At 71.4% G+C, this 22,213-nt stretch carries 18 protein-coding genes and 2 pseudogenes; 9 read left to right on the forward strand and 11 right to left on the reverse strand.

Annotated elements, in window-relative coordinates; translation table 11 throughout:
• Positions 1-216: 216 nt before the first annotated feature.
• The 3 genes from ABZS71_RS05540 (at position 217) to ABZS71_RS05550 (ending at position 2,058) form a co-directional block, all read left to right on the forward strand.
• Positions 217-456 (forward strand): DUF6296 family protein, encoded by a 240-nt coding sequence (locus tag ABZS71_RS05540; RefSeq protein ID WP_355845722.1) that lies wholly within the window; start codon positions 217-219, stop codon positions 454-456.
• A gap of 166 nt (positions 457-622) precedes the next feature.
• Complete coding sequence (locus tag ABZS71_RS05545) at positions 623-1,612, forward strand: sigma-70 family RNA polymerase sigma factor (RefSeq protein ID WP_355845719.1); 990 nt, start codon at positions 623-625, stop codon at positions 1,610-1,612.
• A 212-nt stretch (positions 1,613-1,824) separates the two neighbouring features.
• Entirely contained in the window at positions 1,825-2,058 is a 234-nt protein-coding gene (locus tag ABZS71_RS05550) for a hypothetical protein (protein ID WP_356207780.1), read from the forward strand.
• Between the two features lie 73 nt (positions 2,059-2,131).
• Here ABZS71_RS05550 and ABZS71_RS05555 read toward each other — a convergent pair whose 3' ends face one another.
• Positions 2,132-2,974, reverse strand: a complete 843-nt coding sequence (locus ABZS71_RS05555) for a class II fructose-bisphosphate aldolase (protein ID WP_356207782.1) — start codon at positions 2,972-2,974, stop codon at positions 2,132-2,134.
• A 60-nt stretch (positions 2,975-3,034) separates the two neighbouring features.
• The gene (locus tag ABZS71_RS05560) at positions 3,035-3,928 is read right to left on the reverse strand and encodes an SIS domain-containing protein (RefSeq protein ID WP_355845713.1); all 894 of its coding nucleotides are present in this window, start codon (positions 3,926-3,928) and stop codon (positions 3,035-3,037) included.
• A 187-nt stretch (positions 3,929-4,115) separates the two neighbouring features.
• On the opposite strand from ABZS71_RS05560, the gene ABZS71_RS05565 reads away from it, so the two are divergent.
• Positions 4,116-4,901 carry a DeoR/GlpR family DNA-binding transcription regulator gene (locus tag ABZS71_RS05565; protein WP_356207784.1) on the forward strand — a complete coding sequence of 262 codons (786 nt, stop codon included), beginning with the start codon at positions 4,116-4,118 and terminating at the stop codon, positions 4,899-4,901.
• Between the two features lie 3 nt (positions 4,902-4,904).
• Here ABZS71_RS05565 and aroQ read toward each other — a convergent pair whose 3' ends face one another.
• Positions 4,905-5,396: a type II 3-dehydroquinate dehydratase gene (aroQ, locus tag ABZS71_RS05570; protein WP_355845707.1), complete on the reverse strand. Its 492-nt coding sequence runs from the start codon at positions 5,394-5,396 to the stop codon at positions 4,905-4,907.
• Between the two features lie 323 nt (positions 5,397-5,719).
• Here aroQ and ABZS71_RS05575 point away from each other — a divergent pair, with 323 nt between their 5' ends.
• A complete protein-coding gene (locus ABZS71_RS05575; protein ID WP_356207785.1) occupies positions 5,720-7,393 on the forward strand; it encodes a S1 family peptidase in 1,674 nt (557 codons plus the stop codon).
• Between the two features lie 87 nt (positions 7,394-7,480).
• Here the strand turns inward: ABZS71_RS05575 and ABZS71_RS05580 are convergent, their stop codons facing one another.
• Both ABZS71_RS05580 and polX read right to left on the reverse strand, forming a co-directional pair.
• On the reverse strand, positions 7,481-8,236 hold the full coding sequence (locus ABZS71_RS05580) for a uracil-DNA glycosylase (RefSeq protein ID WP_356207786.1): 756 nt from the start codon (positions 8,234-8,236) through the stop codon (positions 7,481-7,483).
• Positions 8,237-8,238: 2 nt separating this feature from the next.
• Positions 8,239-9,978 (reverse strand): DNA polymerase/3'-5' exonuclease PolX, encoded by a 1,740-nt coding sequence (gene polX / locus ABZS71_RS05585; RefSeq protein ID WP_356207787.1) that lies wholly within the window; start codon positions 9,976-9,978, stop codon positions 8,239-8,241.
• A 129-nt stretch (positions 9,979-10,107) separates the two neighbouring features.
• Here polX and ABZS71_RS05590 point away from each other — a divergent pair, with 129 nt between their 5' ends.
• From ABZS71_RS05590 to ABZS71_RS05600, 3 genes are all read left to right on the forward strand, one after another.
• Entirely contained in the window at positions 10,108-11,259 is a 1,152-nt protein-coding gene (locus ABZS71_RS05590; protein ID WP_356207788.1) for a Vms1/Ankzf1 family peptidyl-tRNA hydrolase, read from the forward strand.
• 143 nt (positions 11,260-11,402) lie between these two features.
• The gene (locus ABZS71_RS05595; protein WP_356207790.1) at positions 11,403-14,183 is read left to right on the forward strand and encodes an exo-beta-D-glucosaminidase; all 2,781 of its coding nucleotides are present in this window, start codon (positions 11,403-11,405) and stop codon (positions 14,181-14,183) included.
• Between the two features lie 147 nt (positions 14,184-14,330).
• Positions 14,331-14,489 carry a hypothetical protein gene (locus tag ABZS71_RS05600; RefSeq protein ID WP_355845689.1) on the forward strand — a complete coding sequence of 53 codons (159 nt, stop codon included), beginning with the start codon at positions 14,331-14,333 and terminating at the stop codon, positions 14,487-14,489.
• Between the two features lie 15 nt (positions 14,490-14,504).
• Here the strand turns inward: ABZS71_RS05600 and ABZS71_RS05605 are convergent.
• Positions 14,505-14,780: pseudogene (locus tag ABZS71_RS05605) on the reverse strand (EamA family transporter); the annotation flags it as partial.
• Between ABZS71_RS05605 and ABZS71_RS05610 the strand changes: the two are divergent.
• Positions 14,763-15,407 (forward strand): annotated as a pseudogene (locus ABZS71_RS05610) (LysR substrate-binding domain-containing protein); the annotation flags it as partial. The pseudogenes ABZS71_RS05605 and ABZS71_RS05610 overlap by 18 nt on opposite strands.
• Positions 15,408-15,428: 21 nt before the next feature.
• Here ABZS71_RS05610 and ABZS71_RS05615 read toward each other — a convergent pair.
• The 5 genes from ABZS71_RS05615 to ABZS71_RS05635 all read right to left on the reverse strand — a co-directional run bounded on the left by ABZS71_RS05615 (position 15,429) and on the right by ABZS71_RS05635 (position 22,080).
• A complete protein-coding gene (locus tag ABZS71_RS05615) occupies positions 15,429-16,061 on the reverse strand; it encodes a C39 family peptidase (protein WP_356207792.1) in 633 nt (210 codons plus the stop codon).
• A gap of 42 nt (positions 16,062-16,103) precedes the next feature.
• Positions 16,104-16,967 (reverse strand): SDR family oxidoreductase, encoded by an 864-nt coding sequence (locus ABZS71_RS05620; protein ID WP_355845683.1) that lies wholly within the window; start codon positions 16,965-16,967, stop codon positions 16,104-16,106.
• A gap of 177 nt (positions 16,968-17,144) precedes the next feature.
• On the reverse strand, positions 17,145-17,963 hold the full coding sequence (locus ABZS71_RS05625; RefSeq protein ID WP_356207793.1) for a SigB/SigF/SigG family RNA polymerase sigma factor: 819 nt from the start codon (positions 17,961-17,963) through the stop codon (positions 17,145-17,147).
• A gap of 476 nt (positions 17,964-18,439) precedes the next feature.
• Positions 18,440-20,737 (reverse strand): beta-glucosidase BglX, encoded by a 2,298-nt coding sequence (bglX, locus tag ABZS71_RS05630; RefSeq protein WP_356207795.1) that lies wholly within the window; start codon positions 20,735-20,737, stop codon positions 18,440-18,442.
• Positions 20,738-21,012: 275 nt separating this feature from the next.
• The gene (locus ABZS71_RS05635) at positions 21,013-22,080 is read right to left on the reverse strand and encodes a tyrosine-type recombinase/integrase (protein ID WP_356207796.1); all 1,068 of its coding nucleotides are present in this window, start codon (positions 22,078-22,080) and stop codon (positions 21,013-21,015) included.
• Between the last annotated feature and the right edge of the window lie 133 nt (positions 22,081-22,213).

The raw sequence follows: 22,213 nt of genomic DNA on the forward strand, positions 1-22,213 counted from the left end.
CGGTGGGCGGCCCGAAAATCCCGGATCGAGCGGATATGGGGTGACGACGCCACCCTGCGTACTGCCTCGCCCGTCCCCCTGTGCCGGGGGCCGGATCGCGATGGGTACACCCGCTCCCGGTCCCGTCCGAGGCCTTGCGGTGCCGGGTGCGTTCGATAGTGTTGAATGTCCCGGTTTGGGAAGATGGGGAGTGGGTTGGCGCGGGAGGAGGCCGTGATGGGGCGGCGTGAGAGATATGAGCTGGTCTTCGTGGACGAGGGTGCCCTGGCCCCGGCAGCCGAGGACGTGGTGGTGGTGCACCGTACGGACAGCAGCGGTCCGGGCGGGCACCCTGTGTACGCGGATGACACCGGCATCGTGCGGGCGGAGATCAGCGACCGTGCCGAGGTGCGGATGATCGCCAGCGGTGGGCACCAGGAGCACGCCCCGACGGTCACCGCCCGCCCGGTCGCCTGAGAAGGCCCCGGCGCCGGGCCCGGACACCGTCCTGTCCCGCGATGTGGCGCGTTTCCGCACGTCGAGCGGATTGTCGGACCCGCCCGCTACTTTGCCCTCATGGGAAACCGGAGAACGATGGTAGGTGTGGCGATCGGGTGCGTCGCCGCGCGGCAGGGAGCCTTCCATGAGTGATGTCGCGGCAGTGGACGGCAAGGCCGGTGTCGAGCTGCAGCTGGAGCCGTACCGGGTGCAGCTGACCGGTTACTGCTATCGGATGCTGGGATCCGCCTTCGAGGCCGAGGACGCCGTCCAGGAGACGATGGTGCGCGCCTGGCGGGGCCTCGACCGCTTCGAGGGCCGGTCGGCGCTGCGGTCATGGCTGTACCGCATCGCCACGAACGTCTGTCTGGACATGCTGAGCGGCACCAAGCGCCGGGCCCGCCCCATGGACCTGACCTCCGCGGCCACCCCCTTCCCGGCCTCGCTCACCGCGCAGCCGGAGGCCACCTGGGTCGGACCGGTGCCCGACGGCCAGGTGCTGGCGGACGGGGGAGACCCCGCCGAGGTGGCCGCCCAGCGGGATTCGGTGCGGCTCGCGTTCATCGCCGCCCTGCAGCACCTGGCGCCCCGTCAGCGGGCGGTGCTGATCCTGCGCGAGGTGCTGGGCTGGAAGGCGAGTGAGGTCGCCGAGCTGCTGGGCAGCACGGTCGCGTCGGTCAACAGCGCCCTTCAGCGCGCCCGCGCCACCCTCGCCGCGAGCGAGGTCAGCGACGCCGACCCGGTCAAGCCGCTGGACGAGGAGCAGCGCGAGCTGCTGGCCCGCTATGTGGATGCCTTCGAGCGCTATGACCTGGACTCGCTCACCGCCCTGCTCCACGAGGACGCCACGCTGTCCATGCCGCCGTACGAGCTGTGGCTGCGCGGCCACGAGGACATCCGCCAGTGGCTGCTGGGCCACGGCATAGGCTGCCGCGGCTCGCGGCTGGTCCCGACCGTGGCGAACGGCATGCCCGCCTTCGGCCAGTACCGGCCGAGCGGCTCCGGCGGCGGTCATGAACCGTGGGCACTCCAGGTCATCGAGACATCAGCGGGCCGGATCACCGGGCTCAACTCCTTCCTGGACACCGAGCGGCTGTTCCCGCTGTTCGGCCTTCCCACCGTGCTCGAGCACTGATCGGGCGGGATCCGCCGGTGCCGCCAGGGCGTCTGCCGCCAGGGCGTCGTCGAGCCCGGCCCGGACGAGGAGCTCCCCCAGCGCGCCGCTCACGTTCCGCAGCCGCATCCCGCGCCCGTGCCGCCGGGCGGTGAGCCGCAGCCGGGCCGGGCTCGGCTCGGGGCTCGGCAGCGCCGCCCGGGAGGATCGGCAGCGCGCTCGGCGTCGCCGTCATGGGCACCGTGCTGACGGGCCGGTTCGCCGACCGCTTGCCCGCGCCCTCGCCCGGGCGGGCCCATTCGGCGGGCGAGGCGCTGTCGGCCGCGCGGGGCCTGGGACCCGCCGAGCACGCGCGAGTCGTCACGGCCTTCACGGACGCGATGCCGGTGGGCTTCCGGGTCATCGCGGCGGTCGTGGCCGTCATCGCCGTCATGGTCGTCGTCTGGTTCCGGGAGGAGAGGCGATGAGTCTCACCGCCCCGCCACCTGGTGTTCATTTGTGCACGTAGACTGCCCGTTCCGAACAGCTTCCGCCAACATGTCAGGACGCGGTGGCCCGTACCAGCTTCAGCAGACGGGCCACCTCCCGCGCCACCGCGTCGCGCGCGGCCGCGACATAGCGACGCGGGTCGACGACCTCGGGGTGGCTGGCGAGATGGTCGCGGATCGCCCGGGTGTAGGCCACATTCAGGTGGGTGGCGATGTTCACCTTCGTCAGCCCCGCCTCCACCACCCGGGTCAGATCCGCCTCGGGCACCCCGGAGGAGCCGTGCAGCACCAGCGGTACGGGCACGGCCGCGCGCAGGGCCGCGATCAGCCGCAGATCCACTACCGCCTCCTTGACGACCATGGCGTGCGAGGTGCCCACCGCCACCGCGAGCGCGTCCACGCCCGTGGCCGCCACATAGGCGGCGGCCTCGGCGGGGTCGGTTCTGGCGCCGGGCGCGTGGACGCCGTCCTTGCCGCCCACCTCGCCCAACTCCGCCTCGACCCACACCCCGTGGGCATGGCAGTCGGCCACCACCGCGGCGGTCGCCGCCACATTGCCGTCGTACGGCAGCCCCGAGGCGTCGAACATCACCGAGCCGAAGCCGAGGCCGACCGCCTCCCGCACCAGCGCGGGCTCGGTCGCGTGGTCCAGATGCACGGCGACCGGCACCCGCGCCGCGCGTGCGACCTCGACCACCGCCCGGCCGATCGCGGCCAGGGCGCCGTGATACCGCACCGCGTTCTCGCTGAGCTGCAAAATCACCGGCGCGTCGGCCGTCTGTGCCCCGGCCACGATCGCCTGGGCGTGCTCGATCTGGATCACATTGAACGCGCCCGCGCCGAGCCCCGCCCGCGCGGCCGGTCCGACGATCTCATCCGTGGCCACCAGCGGCACGGCCCGGCTCCCTTCGTCCGCCCGCCCATGAACGTCCCGGGTATCCGGCGTATCCGGCGCTCATGTGAGGATCACCGAGCGGGTGAGATTGCGGGGACGGTCGGGGTCGAGGCCACGCGCCACCGCGATGGCGACCGCGAGCCGCTGCACCACCACCAGCTCGGCCAGCGGATCGCGGCCGTATCCGGCGAGCCGGCCGCCGGGCCCGGTGACCTCCTCGTCCGCCAGCCCCGACGCGCCCTCGCCGAGCCACCACACCACGCTCCGCGGGCCGGTGACGCTGATCGGCCCGTGCCGGTACTCCATCACCGGATACGCCTCGGTCCACGCCCCCGCGGCCTCCCGCATCTTCAACGCGGCCTCCTGGGCGACCCCGTAGGTCCAGCCGCGCCCCAGGAAGGTGAACTGCCCCGCGCCGACAAGGCCGTCGGGCAGCGGCTCGGCGAGCGCCGCCTTGCCGTCCGCTTCGAGACCGTCCAGCGGATCCCCCACGTGGGCGCGGAGCAGGGCGAGTTCGCTGGTGGCCCAGCGCGTCTGCACCACCGACCGCTCGTCCGCGAAGTCGAGCACGACCGCGGCGTCCGCGGCGCTGACGACGGGGGAGTCGGGGACCGCGGTGATGACGCTGGTGGGGATACGGCCGCGCACGGCGCCGAGCAGCTCCAGCACCTCGGTCGTGGTGCCGGACCGGGACAGCGCGAGCATCCGGTCGTAGCGGCGGCCGGAGGGCATCTCGGACGCCGGGAACGCGTCCGTCTCACCCTGGCCCGCGGCCTCGCGCAGCGCCGCGTAGGACTGGGCGATGAACCACGAGGTGCCGCATCCGACGACGGCGACCCGCTCACCGGCCCGGGGCAGTGCCTTCCGTACGGGCCCCTCCGGGTCCCTGGCCAGGGCGATGGCACGGCGCCAGCAGTCCGGCTGGCTTGCGATCTCGTCCTCGGTGCAGCTCATGGGACTCCCCTCGTCACAAGGAAACGCGACACTGAAGGTGCGCGGAGTTGCATCTTTGAGCTTGATAATGCGCAGGATCTTGCAGAGAAGTCCAGTGTCCCTGCGCGCGGGGTAGGGTGAGCCGCGAGATGCGCGGGGCACCGTGGAAACGGGAACGACGGGCGATGACAGGGTCTGAGGAGACGGCGTGAAACGGCCCGAGCGCTGGAACGCCCTGCTGGAGCTGTTGGCCAGGGACGGCACGGTCGATGTCGAAGAGGCGGCCGTCGAACTGGCGGTGTCCGCCGCGACGATCCGCCGGGATCTCGACGAACTCGAGCAGCAGCAGATGCTCACCCGCACCCGGGGCGGCGCGGTCGCGCGGAATCTGTCGTACGACCTTCCGCTGCGCTACAAGACCGCCCGGCACGCGTCGGAGAAGCAGCGGATCGCCGCCGCCGTCGCCCGGATGGTCGATCCGGGCGCGATCGTCGGCCTCAACGGCGGGACCACCACGACCGAGGTGGCCCGGGCCATCTCCACCCGCGCCGAGCTGTCCGGCTCCGGCGGCGGTCCGGCCGTCACCATCGTGACGAACGCCCTCAACATCGCCCATGAGCTGGCCGTGCGCCCTCAGGTCAAGATCGTGCTCACCGGCGGGGTCGCCCGCCCCCAGTCCTTCGAGCTGATGGGCCCGCTGGCCACCGGAGTGCTGGCCGAGGTCTCCCTGGATCTGGCGATCCTCGGCGTGGACGCGCTGGACGCCGCCCAGGGCGCCACCGCCCACCATGAGGGCGAGGCCAGCATCAACCACCTGATGGCCGGTCGCGCCGCCCGGGTGGTGGTCGCGGCCGACAGCTCCAAGCTGGGCCGCCGGGCGTTCGCCCGGATCTGCCCGCTCGACGCGGTCGATGTACTGGTCACGGACACCGGCGCCGCCGATGAGCTGGTCGCCCCGTACACCGAGGCCGGTGTCCGCGTCATCAGGGCCTGAGGCCTACGCCGTGGCGTCGTCCTGTGCCTTGGCGGCCGCGAGCAGCGCCACCGCCCGCTCGACGGCGAAGGCGTACCCCTGAATGCCACATCCGGCGATCACACCGCTGGCGAGCGCGGAGACATAGGAGTGGTGCCGGAACGCCTCCCGCTGGTGGATGTTGGAGATGTGCACCTCCAGAATCGGCATGCCGTCGCAGGTCGCCAGGGCGTCGCGCAGGGCCACGGAGGTGTGTGAGTAGCCCGCGGGATTGATGATGACGGCCGCATGCCGCTCGCGGGCCTCGTGGATCCAGTCGATCAGCTGGCCCTCGTGGTTGCTCTGCCGGCAGTCGGTCGTCAGCCCGTGCGGGGCGGCGGTCTCGGCGACGAGCTTCTCGATGTCGGCCAGGGTGTCGGTGCCATAGATCTCGGGCTGACGGCGGCCGAGGAGGTTCAGATTCGGTCCATTCAGGACCATGATCGTGGAGCGGTCGCGCACGGGGATGATGGCCATGGCGTAAAAGTCCTTCCTGGGGCGGTCAGCTCTCAGGAATCGTAGATCGCCGCGACGGGATCCAGCGCCTTGCCCAGGCCGAGGCCGCGGGGGAGACGGGGGACGAGCGGTGACGCGATCACGGCGGCGAACCGGCGCACCTTACTCATACGGATCACCTCGGCGCAGCCATTCATCACACTGTGAGTGGTGGTGAGAACGGAGTAAACGCGCCCCCGTACGACGTGGTGGCCCCGCGCGGGGCGTACAGAAACGGCACGAGCGCTTCTCACTCGCTTCCCGCGCATCCCCGACTGGAGGTCAGTGAGTTGAGCCACCGACGTGTGAACAAGCGGACCCTCGCCATCGCCGGAGCTGCCGTCGCCGCGCTCGGGGCAGCGGCTGTTCTGCTGCCCAACGCCAATGCGAGCCCGGACAAGACGTCGGCCTCCAAGACCTTCTCGTCCCCGGCGGCCGTGAAGCTCGCGAGGTCGCTCGCCGCGGACCTCGGTGACAACGGCGCGGGCTGGTACTACAAGAACGACACGCGCCAGTTGGTCATGAATGTGATGGACGAGGACGCGGCGAAGAGCGTCGAGGCCAAGGGCGCCGTAGCCAAGATCGTCAAGAACAGCATGGCGGATCTGAAGGCCGCCACCAAGACTCTGGGCAGCGATGCCTCGGTGCCCGGCACCGCCTGGTCGATCGACCCGGTGACCAACCAGGTCCGGGTGACGGCGGACCGTACGGTGACCGGCACCAAGTGGGCCACCCTGACCAAGGCCACCGACCAGATGAGCGGCCTGGTCAGCGTCAAGCGGTCCCAGGGTGAGTTCAAGAGGTTCGACGGCGGCGAGGCGGCCCAGCCCGGCGACAACGGCGGTACGGGCGCCGGTGACGCCGCGGGCGACGCGGGCAACGCCGCCGGAGACGCCGGGGCCGGAGACGCCGGAGCGGGCGATGCCGGAAACGCGGGTGCCGGTGACGCGGGTGCTGGAAACGCGGGTGCCGGTGACGCTGGGGCCGGAGACGCCGGAGCGGGCGATGCCGGAAACGCGGGTGCTGGAAACGCGGGTGCCGGTGACGCGGGTGCCGGTGGTGCCGGTGACGCGGGTGCGGGCGGCGCGGGTGCGGGCGGCGCGGGTGACGCCGGAGGCGGTGACGCGGCCGCCGGAGGTCTCGACGGCGGCGATGCCATCTTCGGCGGTGGCGCCCGTTGCTCCCTCGGCTTCAACGTCACCGTCGACGGAGCGCCGGGCTTCCTGACCGCGGGCCACTGTGGCAACGAGTCGCAGACCTGGACCGCGGACGAGGCCGGTGCCCAGCAGGTGGGCACCGTGCAGGACTCCAAGTTCCCCGAGAACGACTTCGCGCTGGTCATGTACGACGACGCCACCACCCAGGCGTCCAGCACGGTCGACCTCCAGGACGGCAGTACGCAGGCGATCGGCCGTGCCGTCGAGGCGAGCGTGGGCCTGAAGGTGCAGCGCTCCGGATCCACGACCGGGGTCACCGACGGAACGGTCACCGGCCTCAACGCCACGGTGAACTACGGCAACGGCGACATCGTCAACGGCCTCATCCAGACCGATGTGTGCGCCGAGCCCGGCGACAGCGGCGGTTCGATGTTCGCCGAGGACGCGGCGGTCGGGCTGACGTCCGGGGGCAGCGGTGACTGCACCCAGGGCGGCGAGACGTTCTTCCAGCCGGTGACTGCCGCGCTGGAGGCCACCGGTGCGGTCATCGGCGCGGGCGATGCCGGTGCCGCCGGTGACGCGGGTGCCGGTAATGCCGGTGCGGGTGACGCCGGTAACGCGGGTGCCGGCGACGCGGGCGCGGGTGACGCGGGCGCGGGTGACGCGGGTGCCGGTAATGCCGGTGCGGGTGACGCCGGTAACGCGGGCGCGGGTAACGCGGGTGCGGGTGACGCCGGAAGCGTCGGCGCCGGTGACACCGGTGCCGCCGCCGGAGCCGGTGACACCGGCACCGGCACCGGCTCTGGCACCGGCCTCAACTGATGCGGCCCACCCCCTGAACGAGGCCCCGGGCGCCCTCCTGCCCCAGTGCCCGGGGCCTCCCTCCCCCGCGGCCTCACACCACCGCGATCAGGAGTGACCGGAAGCCGGAAGCCCGGCCGTCTCCGCCGCCGCGACGAGCACCTCCCGCAGCATGTCCGGGGTGAGCCGTCCGGTGAAGGTGTTCTGCTGGCTCACGTGATAGCAGCCGAAGAGCGTGAGCGGTGCCCCGCCGTCGGCCGCCCGCAGCGTGGTCCGCGCCCCGTGCGCGAAGGCGGGCCGTGGCCGGGGCACGGTCCATCCGGCATCGGCCAGCGCGGGCAGGACGGCCTGCCAGCCGTATCCGCCGAGTACGACGACCGAGCGCAACGTCGGCCGCAGCAGCCGCAGTTCCTGGGTGAGCCACGGCCGGCAGGTGTCCCGTTCCCGGGGCGTGGGCCGGTTGGCGGGCGGGGCGCAGCGCACCGGTGCGGTGATCCTGACCCCGTACAGCTCAAGGCCGTCGCCGATGTGCGTGGAGGTGGGCTGGCTGGCCAGCCCGACGGCGTACAGCGCCGCGTACAGGAAGTCGCCGGCCCGGTCGCCGGTGAACATCCGGCCCGTGCGGTTGGCCCCGTGGGCGGCCGGTGCCAGACCCACGATCGCGAGCCGCGCGTCGGGCGGCCCGAACCCCGGCACCGGACGCGCCCAGTAGTCCCAGTCGGCGTAGGCGCGGCGCTTGGTCCGGGCGGCCTCTTCCCGCCACCGGACCAGCCGTGGACAGGCGCGGCAGCGGCACACCCGCTCGTCCAGCTCGGCGAGGGTACGGGCGCCGGGCGCCTGGCGGGCGGGTTCGGGCGTGGTCATATTCAGGGCGAGTGCCCCGCGTCCTTGCGCAGAAAACGCCGCAGCCGGGTGAGCGGCCAGGTGTTGATGACATCGTCCGTGGTGAGCCAGCCCCGTTGTGCCATGCCCACCCCGTACCGCATATTGGCCAGATCGCGGGTCGAGTGCGCATCGCTGTTCAGGGCGAACACCACCCCGTACGACTTCGCCCGCAGGATGTTCTCGTCCGACAGATCCAGCCGCTCCGGATGCGCGTTGACCTCCAAGGCGGTGCCGGTACGGGCGCACGCGGCGAATACCTCGTCCAAGTCGGCGTCGATGCCCGGCCGTTTGCCGATGAGCCGGGTCGTCGGATGGCCGATGATGTTCACATGGGGGTTCTCGCAGGCCCGTACGAGCCGCCGGGTCATGGCGTCCCGGGCCTGGCCGAACTGCGAGTGCACCGAGGCCACGCACAGATCGAAGCCCTCGAGGAAGTCGCCCGGCCAGTCCACCTCCCCGTCGGTGTCGATGTTCAGCTCCACACCGTGCAGCAGCCGGGTGTCCCGGCGTCCGCGCCCGTGGTCGAGCTCGCGCAGCCGTTCGCGCTGGGCCAGCATCTTCTCCTCGGTCATTTGCTGCATGTACAGCTTCGGCGCATGGTCGGTGACGGCGTAGTACGCGTACCGGCGCCGCTCCGCTGTGGCGATCATGGCCTCCAGCGGTTCGAGCCCGTCGGTCAGATCGGTGTGCGTGTGCAGATCGCCGCGGAGGTCGGACTCCTCGATGAGCCGGGGCAGTTGGCCCTCGAGGGCGGCCTTGATCTCACCCCGGTCCTCGCGCAGTGTCGGCGGGATCCAGTCCATTCCGAGCCGGGCGTAGACGTCCTCCTCGCTCCGCGAGGCGATCTTCTTTCCGCTCTTGGTCTCGAAGAGGCCGTACTCGGAGAGCTTGAGGCCATGGCGCACCGCGATCGCGCGGACGCGGATGTTGTGCGCCTTCGAGCCGGTGAAGTACAGCAGCCCCGCACCCCACGAGTCCGGCGGCAGGACCCGCAGATCCACCTGGAGCCCCTTCTTCGTGCGGATCGAGGTCTTCTTCTGGCCGTGCGCGATGACCTCGGCGGTGTACGGAAGGCCTACGAACGCGTCCATGAACGGGCCGGATTCGTCCGCCGCGACCAGGATGTCCACATCGCCGACGGTCTCCTTCATCCGGCGCAGCGACCCGGCGTACGCGCACCGCTCGCAGCCGGGCACCTGGGACAGCGCGGACACGATGTCGTCGGCGACGTCCATGGCCTCGTCGAGCCGGATCCGGTCACCGACGGCCCGCATGAGCGCGATGCCGTGCAGGATGTTCTCCTCGGACTTCGGACCGAAGCCCTTGAGATCGCGCAGCTTGTGCTCCTCGATCGCCTGGGCCAGCTGGTCGATCGAGGCGATGTGCAGCTCCTCGTACAGCGTCATGGCCTTCTTCGGCCCGAGGGCGGGGATGGCGGTCAGCTCCCGCACCCCCGCCGGGATCGCGGCACGCGCCTCTTCGACGGCGGGCATGGTCCCGGTGCGCAGGAATTCGACGACCTTGTCGGCGATCGACCGGCCGACGTTGGGGATCTCCCGCAGCCCCTTCGCGTCGAGCTGGGAGATATCGGCGGGGTGGCCGCCAATGGCCCGGGCGGCCTTCTCATAGGCACGCGACTTGAACGCGTCTCCGCCCGTGATCAGGAGGAGATCGGCGTACTCGCGCAGAAGGGCTTCGACTTCCTCGTTGGAGCGAGCCATGGGAGCGATTCTAGTCGGCTGTGGCGCTCCCGGTGCGGTGGAGGGATCCTGGGGGGAGGAGCGGGACAACGATCCGGAAGGTTCCGGGTCGACCGGTTCCGGCCGTGTTTCCCCGGGTTGGGGGAGGTCATGGACGTTGGATTCCTGAAGCCGTTGTTCGACCGGCCCGGTCCGTGGGCGTGTGCGTACATCGACACCTCGCGGGCGACGGAGGACGCGCCCACGCGGCGCAGATTGCGGGAGCGGTTCGTGGCCGACCAGCTGACCGGCCAGGGCGCCGACCCCGCCACCCGCGACGCCCTGGTCGGCAGGCTGGCCGGCGAGCCGGCGGCCCGGCCGTCCGCGGGGCGGGCGCTGTTCGCGGCGGGCGGAGAGGTGGTGCTCGATGTGCCGCTGGCCGTCTCGCCGGGCGATGTGGAGACGTCCTGGTCGGCACTGCCCCGGGTGGCCCCGCTGGCCTCGCTGCGGGGCGAGTGGCCGTCGTGTCTGCTGGTCCACATCGACCGGGCGGGCGCCGATCTGGAGCTGCGGGACGCCGGCGGTGTGCGTCTGGCGGGCCGCGCCGCGGGCGGCGCGCGGCGGGGCCGGGGACACCGGTCCGTCCCCGCCGACCGCCATGAGTGGCACTACCGCAACCGGGTCGAGAACGCCTGGGACCAGACCGCGGAGCGGGTCGCCGACGAGCTCGTACGGCAGTGGTCGGACAGCGACGCGCAGCTGCTGGTCCTGACCGGCGATCCGCGCGAGCGCCGGGCGGTGCTCGACCGGCTGCCCGAGCCGCTGCGGGCGCGGGCGGTGGAGGCGCAGCACGGCACCAGGACCGCCGGCTGCGCGCGGGAGCTGTTGGAGGCGGAGATCGATAACGTCTGCGCGGAGCACGTCCGCGCCCATCTGGAGTCCGTCCTCGACGCCTTCCGTGCCGGGCGCGGCCGCCCCGGCGGGCAGGGCGGGAAAGAGCACAAGGGCGTCTCGCCCAGCGGGACGGCGGAGGGGGTGCCGGCGGTCGTGGAGGCGATGCGCAGCCATCAGGCGGCCACGCTGCTGCTGGGGCAGGCGGGGGGCGATATGCGCCATGAGGTGTGGATCGGCCCCGACGCCGACCAGCTGGCCGTGCAGCGGGCCCAGGCGCGGGCGCTGGGTGTGCGCGCGCCCGAACCGGCCCGCGCGGACGATGCGCTGATGCGCTCGGCCGCGGTGGCCGACACCGAGGTGCTGCTGGTGCCCGAGGGAGTTCCGGGCCCGGCCGGGGGGCTGGGCGCGCTGCTGCGCTGGTACGGCTGAACGGGCGGAGTCTCCGCGCGGTGGGTTGACATGGCGTGATCACATCTTTACCGTCCAGAGATTGTTAGGAAAGGTACTTAACGAACGATCGCGCCCATCCGCAGGCCCGCCTCCAGGGCAGCCCGCCCCTCAGGGAGACATCCGTGGTCCTCTGTCCGGCACCACTGGCACCACTCCGGCGGCGGGCGCGAGCCCGCGTACGACGCGCCCTGACCGCCGCGCTCACCGTCGGCGGCCTGCTTCTCACCGTCTCCCTCACCACGGGCGCCGGCGCGTCCCCGCACACCGGGGCCGCGGGCGCCACGGACCCGGCCGCGGTGACCCGGGTCGGCGCCGCCCCCGGCACCTCCGTCCCGCTGGCGGGCTTCGCCATCCAGTCCTCGGCGAAGGTGTCCGACACCCCCGCGGCCATCTCCACCCCCGGCTACCCCGCGACCGGCTGGCATCCGGTGGGCCCCCGCTCGACGGTGCTCGCCGGGCTGCTCGCGGCCGGCACCTACCCGGACCCGTTCTACTCGACGAACCTCAAGAAGATCCCGGCGGCCGACTTCCATGTGCCATGGTGGTACCGGGGCGACTTCACCGTGGCGGACACCTCCCGGCGCACTTTCCTGGACTTCAGCGGCGTCGTCTCCGCGGCCGATGTGTACGTCAACGGCCACCAGGTCGCCACCAAGGACCGGATCGCCGGCGCGTACACCCACCATGAGCCGGACATCACCGACCTGGTCAAGGCGGGCACCAACACGGTGGCCTTCCGTATCCAGCCCAACGACCCGCGCAAGAACCTCACCATGGGCTGGATCGACTGGCTGCAGCCCCCGCCCGACGAGAACATGGGGATCGTCCGCGATGTGCTGATCCGCCGCGGCGGCCCGGTCGCGCTGCGCGGCGCGCATGTGACCACCCGACTGGCCGTGCCGTCGCTCGCCTCCGCCGACCTCACCGTCAAGGCCGAGGCCCGCAACGACTCGGCCGCCCCGGTGACCGCCACCGTCTCCGGCACGGTCGGCTCCGCCGCCGTGAGCCGTACGGTGTCGCTGGCCGCGCACGAGACCAAGACCGTCACCTTCACCCCCGCCGACTTCCCGCGGCTGCACCTCGACCGGCCCAAGGTGTGGTGGCCCGCCGGAATGGGCGGCCGGCCGCTGTACGACCTCGACCTCACCGCCACCGTCTCGGGCACCGTCTCCGACACCGCTCACGAGCGCTTCGGCATCCGCGACGTCAAGGCGCCGCTGAACCGCGACGGCGCGCGCCAGTACGTCATCAACGGGCGCCCGCTGCTCATCAAGGCGGGCGGCTGGTCCCCCGATGTCTTTCTGCGCTGGGACGCCCGCTCCGTCGAGGACCGGCTGAAGTACGCGCTCGACCTGGGGCTGAACACCATCCGCCTCGAAGGCCATATCGAGCCCGACGAGTTCTTCGACCTCACCGACCGCTACGGCATTCTGACCCTCCCCGGTTGGGAGTGCTGCGACAAGTGGGAGGGCCAGGTCAACGGCGACGAGACCGGCGACACCTGGAACCCCGCCGACTACCCGGTCGCCAAGGACTCGATGGCCGCCGAGGCCGCGCGGCTGCGCGACCACCCCAGCGTCGTCTCGTTCCTCATCGGCAGCGACTTCGCGCCCGACGCGACCATCGAGAAGACCTACCTGGACGCTCTGAAGGCCGCCGACTGGCCGAACCCGGTGGTGCCCGCCGCGTCCGGCAAGTCCTCCCCGCAGCTCGGAAAGTCCGGCATGAAGATGTCCGGCCCGTACGACTGGGTGCCGCCGGACTACTGGTACGCCAAGCGGGAGGGCGGCGCGACCGGCTTCAACTCCGAGACCAGCGCCGGCCCCGACGTCCCCACCCTCGACACGCTGCGGCGCATGATGTCCCCGAGTGAGCTGGACACGCTGTGGAAGGACCCGTCCGCCCGGCAGTACCACCGCTCCCCGTCGTCCACTTTCGGCGATCTGAAGCTCTTCGGCAACGCGCTCAGCGGCCGCTACGGACCGCCGACCGGGCTGACCGACTACGTACGCAAGGCGCAGCTCGCGCAGTACGAGGCGGTGCGCGCCCAGTACGAGGCGTACGGCCGGAACTTCTCCGATGCCGACAAGCCGGCCACCGGTGTCGTCTACTGGATGCTGAACAGCGGCTGGACCTCGCTCCACTGGCAGCTCTTCGACCGCTATCTCGACCAGGGCGGAGCGTATTTCGGCGCCAAGAAGGCCAATGAGCCACTGCACATCCAGTACTCGTACGACGCGCGCTCCGTGGTCGTGGTCAACAACCGCCACGACGCCGCCACCGGACTCACCGCCCGGGTGAGCCTGTACACCCCCGACGGTGCGAAGAAGTTCGACCGGAGCGCCACCGGATGGGACGTACCGGGCGACGGCGGCAAGGCCACCGCGCTGACCGTCCCGGCGGACGTGAGCGGCCTGTCCGGCACGTATCTCGCCAAGCTCCAGCTCACCGACGGCGCGGGCAGGGAGGTCAGCCGCAATGTGTACTGGCTGTCCACCAAGAAGGACGTGCTCGACTGGGACAACACCGACTGGTACTACACCCCGACCACGTCCTACGCCGACCTCACCGGCCTCAGCGGCATGGCCCGGGTGCCCGTGTCCGCCACCGCCACCACGGCCACGGGCCCTGACGGCACCGCGACCACGACCGTCACCTTGCGCAACACCGGCAGCGGCACGACCCCGGCGCTGCTCGTCGACGCCCATCTGGTGAACGGCTCGGGCACGCCCGTCACTCCGGTCCGCTGGTCGGACAACGAGGTCAGCCTGTGGCCGGGGGAGTCGGTGACGCTCACCGCCACCTACCGCGCGGCGGACCTGGGCGGCTCGGCACCCTCGGTCCGGGTCTCGGGCTGGAACACCGGCACCCGGACCGTCCCGGCCGCGGCCATGTCCCGCTGACCGCCCGGTACTGAAATTCCGTCGGAATCAGAAATTCCCGGCGAGTCCGACACATTTCACAAGTTCACACTTTTGTATCCTTTCGTTAGCGCGTCGTTCCCCCGCGTGGAACACCCACTGTTCGCACGCTGACGAAAGGGGCTCCCTATGCACACGATGGAGGTTCGCCCACCAGTACCCAACCGCTCCAGCAGTAGATGGCGCCGATACGGCCGGCTCGCCGCCGCGAATTTCGTGCGCGGCGCCTCCTATGCGAGTGGCACCGCGGCCATCGGCCTGATGACCTGGTGGGTGCAGACCCACTGAGCCCTGCGCACCGCGTCAGCCGCCGCGGCGGCCCGACGCCAGGACGCTGACGGCGTTGCAGCCGACGACGGCGACGATCGCGGCCCAGGCGCTCCAGCTCAGGGACTCGCCCAGGACGACCAGCCCTACCACCGCGGCCAGCACGGGATTGACGCTCATGAAGATCCCGAAGAACTGGGCCGGAACGCGGCGCAGGGCCAGCATGTCGGAGAGAAAGGGGACGGCGGAGGACAGGATGCCCGCCGCGGCCGCGCAGAGCAGCGCCTGCGCGGTCGGCGGGTGCTGGCGGAGGCCGACGATCTGATCCGGGAAGCCGCGACCGGCCACAGCCGGCTGCGCATCGGCCACGCCTGGTCGGCCATGGGCCGCCACACCCTGGAGTTCCAGCGGCGCTGGCCCCAGGTGCGCCCGGATGTCGAGCTGCACCTGATCCGCACCAACTCCGCGACCGGAGGACTTGCCGAGGGCGCCTGCGACATCGCCGTCGTCCGCACCCAGCCCGAGGACCGGCGCATCGAGAGCGCCGTCGTCGGGCTCGAACGGCGCTACTGCACCATGGCGTCCGACGACCCATGGGCCCGGCGCCGCTCCATCCGGCTCGCCGAGACCGGCGACCGCACCCTGGTGATCGACCGGCGCACCGGCACCACCACCGCCGATCTCTGGCCCCCGGACAGCCGGCCCGCCATGGAGTACACCCAGGACGTGGACGACTGGCTCTCCGTCATCGCGACGGGCCGCTGCATCGGGATCACCGCCGAGAGCACCGTCACCCAGTACCGGCGCGCCGGCATCGTCTTCCGTCCGCTGCGCGACGCGGCCCCCATCCCCGTCCGGCTCATCTGGTGGCGCGACGACCCCCATCCGGCCGCCCCCGCCGCCGTCGCGCTGCTGACCGGCCTCTACCGCGCCTCCTGACGGGTACGCGAGGCGCCGCGGTTACGGAGCGTCCGGCCCGAGAAGGACACCGCGCCCCGCGAAGAAGCGGTCGAGCTCGGCCCAGGGGACACGGGCGAACCGCTGGGAGTGGTGCGGAAATCCGGAGGGGTTGTGGATGATGAGATGGCCGGGCGTGGCACCGACGGCGAGCACCAGATGGCCGCCGCGCCGAGGCGGCCGGGGCCCCAGATCGCGGATGGAGGGGTGGACGGACAGCATCGCCAGCCGGTCGGCGGCGAGCTGCCGCGGAAGCTCCTCGGCCGGCAGCGTCGGGCGGGACTCGGCGAACAGATTCCAGCGCCGCCGCGCGTAGTCGGCGAAGGGCGCGTAGATCAGCCCGTCCACCCGGTCCGCATGGCGCACATAGGCGCCGGCGTCGACACACTCCTCGGCGAGCGACACCGCGGGCGGCGCCGTGCCGCGCCAGTGGTCCAGCGCCATGCGCAGACAGGCCATGCCGCACAGCCGCCAGGACCAGAAGGCGTATTCGGCGGGACTCGCGGCCCCCGACTTCTGCCACAGCGGATCGTCGGCCGCGGACACCGTGCCCGCGATGATGTCGGGTACCAGGGCGGGCGACTCCCACTGTGCGTAGTAGGGAACCGGATGCGTGATCGTGACGGCGTCGGACATGCCCACCACTGTCGCCCGGCCCGGGGCCGTACCCCGGCTCCGTCAGCCGCCTGTAGCGAAACCGGGAAAGAGCGTCATGCCGCCGTCCACATAGAAGGTGGTGCCCACGACGTAGTCGCACAGATCGGACGCCAGGACGACCACGGCATTGGCGATGTCCTGCGGGTCACCGATCCGGCCGTAGGGGATGAGTTCCAGCAGCTTCTCCCGGGCCTCCGGGGTTTCCCACGCGCTGCGGTTGATGGGGGTCTTGATGGCACCTGGCGCGATCGCGTTCACCCTGATTCTCCGGGGCGCGAATTCCTGGGCGAGGGTCTCCATCAACATCGCCACGCCGCCCTTTGACGCCGCGTAATTCACATGGCCGGCCCACGGGATCATCTGATGGACCGAACTCATGCAGATGATTTTCCCGGCCGCCCGCGAGACCTCCGGGACGACCCCGCGCCGCAGGAACTCCTTGACCGCTTCCCTGGCGCAGAGGAACTCTCCGGTGAGATTGACGTCGATGACCTTGTTCCAGTCCTTCAGCGACATGTCCACGGTCGGGGCATCGCGCTGCAGACCCGCGTTGGCGACCATGATGTCGATCGTGCCGAGCCGGTCGATCATGGTCGCGACCATGTCGATCACCTGCTCCTCCTGCGACACATCCGCCTGGTGGGCGTAGGTCCGTACGCCGAAGCCCTCGATCTCCTTGACGACGGCCTCGGCGGCCGGCCGGTCGGAGAGGTAGTTGACGACGACATCCGCGCCGGAGCGGCCCAGGGCGATCGCCGTGGCCTTTCCGATTCCCGAGTTGCCCCCGGTCACCAGCGCTTTCTGGCCTTTGAGGAGCTCTGGCGCGTAAACGGGAGGGGGACGATCGGGAATGGTGTTCACTGGGTTTCTCCTTCGCTCGGACATCCAGGCCCGCGCAATGACCCTCGCAGCCCGTGCGGACATCGTCACCCGCCACCGTGCCCGCATCACCCACAAAGGCGAGGCACATCGTTCCAGCGGCGCAACGCGCGATGCGCAAAAAGACCGGGGCGGGTCAGGACCGCCACCGGTCCCGACCCGCCCGGCCCACCGACTGGTTATTCAGCCGGTCTCCGCCATCGCCTGGGCGCGCAGCGTCGAGCAGGTGCGGTTGATGAGACGGGAGACATGCATCTGGGAGATGCCCAGCTGCTCGGCGATGCGGCTCTGCGTCATATCGCAGAAGAAGCGCATATAGAGGATCTGCCGCTCCCGGTCGGCGAGCCGGGTGAGCGCGGGCCGTACGGCCTCGCGGTCCACCACCCGGTCGTACGCGGGCTCCTGGCCGCCGAGCGTGTCCACCAGCGAGTAGCCGTCGTCCGCGCCGGGCAGCTGGGCGTCCAGGGACAGGGGGGTGAAGCTGCCCATGGCCTCCATACCGGTGCGCACCTCCTTCTCGGTGAGGCCGGTGCGCTCGGCGATCTCCTCGGTGCGGGGCGGGCGGTCGTCGAGGGAATGGGACAGCTCGCGGTGGGCGGCCCGTACGCGGTTGCGCAGGTCCTGGACCCGGCGCGGGACGTGCAGCACCCACAGATGGTCCCGGAAGTGGCGCTTGATCTCACCGACGATCGTGGGCACCGCGAACGCCGCGAAGGCGGTGCCCTGCTCCGGGTCGTACCGCTTGACGGCCTTGACCAGGCCGAGCGCGGCCACCTGTTCCAGGTCCTCCAGGGCCTCGCCGCGGTTGCGGTACTGACGGGCCAGCCGCTCGGCCATCGGCATCCACGCCTCCACGACCCGTTGCCGCAGCGCGTCCTTCTCCGGCCCGTCGGGGAGCCGGGCTATCTCCCGGAACTCAGGGCCGGTGTCCGGTGCGTCGTCATGCGGATGCTTCGTGGTGCTGGTCTGGGGCCGTGCCATCTCCTGCGCCGCGGTCGTCACGGAAACCACCTCCTGCGATGGGTTGACGGGGTCGCCTGGGACCGTGGAGTCGCATCGCGGGAGCGTGAGCAGACCGGACCCGGGGCCGCGCCGCCCTGGGAACAGTCAGACTGCTCCCGCGGTGCGTGCCTCTGGTCCGAAGCACGAAATACCGCCTGCCCTGGGCCTCCAGGGGTAAACCCACGTTCTGCCGGGCACCGGGCCTCGGCGGGGAAGAACACTGGCCCCACCGCCCCCTCGCTGCCATGATCGCCCGGTGTTCCGCGCCCGGCCGGACGGCGGTCCGCGCCACCCGCGACCGATCGAGAGGACCCAAGGCCATGACGGCCCGGCACCCCGACACCAACGGCGGCGCGGAAGGCGGCGTCACCAAGGGCTGGGAGGAGCGGATGGCAGCCCAGGGAACCCCGGCGCCCGAGCACATGGCCGGTGCGCCGCGCCCACGGCCGGACGTCCGCCCAGCTGCCCACCGCGGTCTAGGTGATGGTCAGGGTGCGCTCGGCCTTCGCCAGGGAGCTGTTCCCCGCGTAGAACTGGATCTCGCCCTTCTGGACGAGGAGTTCACCGTCCGGGTCATGGGTCCAAAAGCCCAGGTCCTCGGCGCCCAGCCGGAAGCGGACGGTGGTGCTCTTCCCGGTGCCGAGGCCGACCCGGCGGAAGCCGCAGAGCCTGCGGACCGGTTGCACGATGCTCGCCACCGGATCGCGCAGATACAGCTGGACCACTTCATCGCCCGCGCGTCTGCCCGTGTTGCGCACCGAGACCGCCACCTCGATGGTGTCGCCCTTGCGCAGCGCCTCGGCCCGTATCCGGCTGACGCTCAGCCTCGGTGCGCCGATGTCGAAGGTGGTGTAACTGAGTCCGTGGCCGAAGGGGAACTGCGGGCCGTTGGCGAGGTCGAGATATTTTGAGGTGTAGTGGTTGGCCGGGTCGTAAGGGCGCCCGGTGTTCTCGTGGTTGTAGTAGATGGGGATCTGCCCGACCGCGCGCGGGAAGGTCACGGGGAGCTTGCCACCGGGGTTCACGGTGCCGAAGAGCACATCCGCGATGGCATTGCCGCCCTCGATGCCCGGATGCCACGCCTCCAGAACGGCGGCTGCCGAGTGCAGCCAGCCGCCCATCGTCAACGGGCGTCCGCTGAGCAGGACGACGACGAAGGGCGTACCGCTGTCCGCGATCGCGGCGATCAGCTTCTCCTGCTGTCCGGGCAGGCTGATGTCGCTGCGCACGGACGCCTCCCCGCTGAGCGTGGACCCCTCGCCGACCACGACGATCGCCACATCGGCCGCCCTGGCCACCGCGACCGCCTTCCTGATGCCGCCGGTGTCCTTGCCGGCGGCGTCCACGCCCTTGGCATGGGTGACATGTGCCCTCGGCGCCGCGTGCTTGACCCCGTCGAGGACCGTGACCGGGCGGAACGCCTTCACCCAGGGGCCGGCCCAGGAGCCGCGGAGGTCGGTGGAGTCACCGAAGGGGCCGACGACGGCGATGGCGCCGGTCGAGGTGTCGAGGGGGAGCGTCGACTTCTCGTTCGTGAGCAGCACCATCGTCCGCGCGGCTGCCTCGCGCGCCGTGGCCCGCGTCGCCTTCGTGGGCCCGGTGACCGCCGCATCCTCGTCCGCATAGGGGTGTGCGAAGAGCCCGAGCCGGAACTTCAGCCGCAGGATGCGGGCCACCGCGTCGTCCAGCCGGGCGGTGGTGATCTGTCCGTTGCGCAGCAGCCGCTTGCCGTACTCGGCGATGGTGGTGCTGGCCATCTCCATGTCGACCCCGGCGTTGAGCGCCAGCCGGCCCGCGTCGGCGCGGTCGGCGGCGTAGCCGTGGACCGTCATCTCCTGAACGCCGTTGTAGTCGCTGACGACGAAGCCGTCGTAGGACCACTCCTCCTTGAGGATGGAGGTCAGCACATGCCGGTTGCCGTGGGCGGGGACCCCGCTGACGGTGTTGAAGCTCGCCATGACGGTGGCCACCCCGGCGTCCACGGCCGCCCTGAACGGCCCGAGGTAGAGATTGCGCAGCCGGGCCTCGGAGACGTCCACCGTGTTGTAGTCGCGACCGCCCTCTGCGCCGCCGTACGCGACGAGATGCTTGGCGCACGCCGCGACCCGGTCCTTCGCCCGGAGGTCGTCGCCCTGGTAGCCGCGGGTCTTGGCCGCCGCGAACACCGCCGTCAGATACGGGTCCTCGCCGTTGCCCTCGGCGATCCGCCCCCAGCGCGGCTCATGGGTGACGTCCATCATCGGGGAGAAGGCCCAGTGCACCCCGTTGGAGCGCGCCTCCTTGGCCGAGACCTCGGCATCCCGCTCGGCCACGGCAGGGTCGAAGGAGGCCGCCTGGGCCAGCGGGATCGGGAAGGTGGTCCACAGACCATGGATGACATCGAGCCCGAAGATCAGCGGGATGCCCAGACGGGACTTCTCGACGGCCATCCGCTGCAGCGTGTTGGTGGTCTTGGCCCCGTAGATGTTGAGGACGGAGCCGAGTCTGCCGGCGCGGGCCGCCTTCTCCGCCTGGGCGGTCTGCCCGCCGCCGGGCCCGGTGTCGCCGGTCCAGGCCAGCTGCTGCAGCTGGCCCAGCTTCTCCTCGACCGTCATCCGTCCCAGCAGCGCCTGGACCCTGGCCTCGTGCGGGCCGGGGGGTGGCGGTGGCGGTGGCTTCCCCGTGCCGTCCGCGGGGCCGGGCGGGCCCTGGGCGCGGGCGATGGTCGCGGCCTTGCCCGCGATGGCCGTGCCACCGGCCGCGGCGAGCACCGTACGTCTGCGCACATCAGTCATGATCTTCGTCCCTCGACGAGCGTTGAGTGGGGTCGACGCTGGATCTTTCAAAAGTTGAAACCGAAGTGACGAAGCCATTCATGACTTTCCGCTCTATGGCGGGCGCCCTGGCCTCGTTCGCCACCTTCGCCGTGGGTCTTCTGCCAACGTACGACACAACGGCATCCGGGTCCCCGCGCTCCTCGTCGCCCGCCGGCCACCGCTTACCGGGGGTGTGACCGAGATACGCGCCAAAGGGGCAACGAGATGATCTTGAAGCACTGATCCGCTCGGATTTACCTGCGGCGACGTGCAGCGGGGTCGCGTTCGGCGACGTGCCGGGCGACCGAGTCGACGCCGGGGCGGGCGTAGCGCTCCAGGGAGCGGACGGAGGCGTGGCGGGAGCGGGCCAGCAGCATCGGGGTGGAGGTGCCGTCCTCCGCGTCGTGCGTCAGGGCACTGTGACGTAGCCGGTGAAGCGTCCAGCCGTCCAGGTCCTCGATGTCGTCGGGCGAGGCGAGGGGGTTTGCCAGCAGCCGGGTGTTCTCCTCGAAGATCTCCTCAGCGCGGCGGTAGGAGAGCCGGGCCCGGCCGGTCTCCAGGCACACGTCGAGCGTGGGTGTTCCGGCCGGGGCCTTGCGGTCGGTGAGGAACAGCGGGCCGCGGGTACGGCGGGCGATGAGGCGGGGCAGGAGCTGGGCGGTGCCGGACTGCCAGTGGATCCACTCGGTCGCCCCGCCCTTGGCGGTGATCCTGCCGCGCTTGTCCTGCGGGTAGAGGTCTTCCACGTTGAGGCACAGCACCTCGTCGGCCCGTGCGGCGGACTCGTAGAGCATCTTCCACTGCGTCTTCTCCCGCAGCGCGACGTCGAGGCGCCACAGGGCGGCGATCTGGTTCTCCGCGAGAGCCTTGGTGCGGTCCGGCGGCGCCGGCCGCCGCTCGATGCCGATCGTCGGATCGCACTCGATCCAGCCTTGGCGCTGCCACCAGCCGATCGCCTTGCGCGCGACGGACAGCTCCCGGTTGACGGTGTCGGCGTCCATCTCGTCCGCCCGCGCCGCCGCCAGCTCGGCCAAGACCTCCGGCAGCGCCGGGTCGTCGATCGCGGCGACGGGGAAGACGGGCGGTTTCGCGCCTCGGCGGGCGGGTCCGGTCGGCGGCGGTTCGCCGGCGAGCATCCATCCCCACGTCGTGAGGGAGATCCGGTAGATCCGCGCGGAGGACTTCGCGATGCCCGCGCCGGTGAGGTACCGCTCAACCGCCTTGGTGTACGACGACGGCGGGGCGGATAGAGGTACGACCCGAGCGCGCGGCAACCGAAGTGCGCCCCCGCTCCCGAGTTCGGTCACCGGTTCGATCGTCACGCCGTCCCACCCTTCCGGTACTGCCGCAGTAAATGCGTACACCTCGCCCCGGCGGCTGGATTGGTCCGCCGCAGGTCGCGGTGATCACGGTAGGGGCTCTGCCGCAGTAAATCCGGTATTTACTGCGGTAGTT

This window comes from Streptomyces sp. NPDC005393, assembly GCF_040606675.1.
Taxonomy (GTDB): Bacteria; Actinomycetota; Actinomycetes; order Streptomycetales; family Streptomycetaceae; genus Streptomyces.